Origin of the sequence: Stenotrophomonas sp. HMWF023, from assembly GCF_003060985.1 — a bacterium.
Taxonomy (GTDB): domain Bacteria; phylum Pseudomonadota; class Gammaproteobacteria; order Xanthomonadales; family Xanthomonadaceae; genus Stenotrophomonas; species Stenotrophomonas lactitubi.
On the sequence record NZ_QAIJ01000347.1, the window covers coordinates 1,235 to 2,296 of the forward strand.

Consider the following 1,062-nt stretch of genomic DNA (forward strand, 5'->3'; position numbering starts at 1 on the left):
GGCTGCGCATCGACTGGAACGGGCACGGTTTCGATGCGTTCGTCACCGATTCCAACCTCGCCCGCACGCGTGTGTCGTTCCGCATGGACACGCCGCCACGCGCGGACCAATGGTTGCACCTGGCCTTCGCCTGGGATGAAGACCAGGGCGTGCGCCTGTTCGTCGATGGCCGCGAGGTGGCGCGTGTGCAGGCCAGCGGTGACTACGATGCAGCGCTGGACCAGCTTGGCCTGGCCGGACGGGTGATGGCGCCCTACCAGGTGCAGAGCCGCTACAACTTCCTCCGCGGCAGCGATTTCCAGCACATCCGCGTGTATGACCGCATGCTTGATGCTGCGGCGGTCAGTGCGCTCGCGCGTGGCAAGGCCGTCACCAGCGCCGTTGCCAGCGCCAGCGATGACCGCGCCTGGCGCCATCGCTTCGGCTGGGACGGCGCACCGCCACCGGCATTGACCGCAGCCAGCACGCGTATCCGCAAGATCGAATTTGCCGATACCCGCGATATGAAGGCATGGATGTGGAAGGCCACCGACGGCATCGCCGAAACCACCTGGCCGGGGGTCTACAACCGCTCGCGGCTGCCAGGCCGCAACGACTACTTCCAGTTGCCGGACTGGAACACCTATGTGGAAAGCGGCCAGCACCTGGACCTGACCGTGCCGGCCGGCGAGACCGTCAACCGCGTGGAGATCCGTGGCGCGGCGTTCGGCACGCTGGCCCATGGCCGCAATGCGGCGCACGCCACGCAGGTGCTGGCAACGCGTCCCCAAGGCGTGGCGCGCAGCGTCGACGACATTCCGGCGCAGACCGGGGGCGTGCTGCGTTTCGGCAACGTTGAACAGGAAACGCCGATCCAGGAAATCTGGGCGTATGACGTGAGCGAAGGTGCCGAGCCCGATGGCACGGTCAAACAGACCTATGTCATCGACAGCCAGGCGCTGCCCGATTACACCAACCTGGACACCCTGCGCCGTTACATCGAGGGCCGCTACCCGCTGGCCGAACGCAGCACGGTGATGGCGCTGCCGAAGGGCGCAGGCTCGCGACGTCGCAGCGCCGACA

At 67.0% G+C, this 1,062-nt stretch carries 1 protein-coding gene; it reads left to right on the forward strand.

Features of this window, described 5'->3' with window-relative positions:
• Nucleotides 1-1,062 (forward strand): LamG domain-containing protein (locus DBR20_RS21190; protein ID WP_258223461.1); only part of this gene is annotated, 1,062 nt, incomplete at both ends.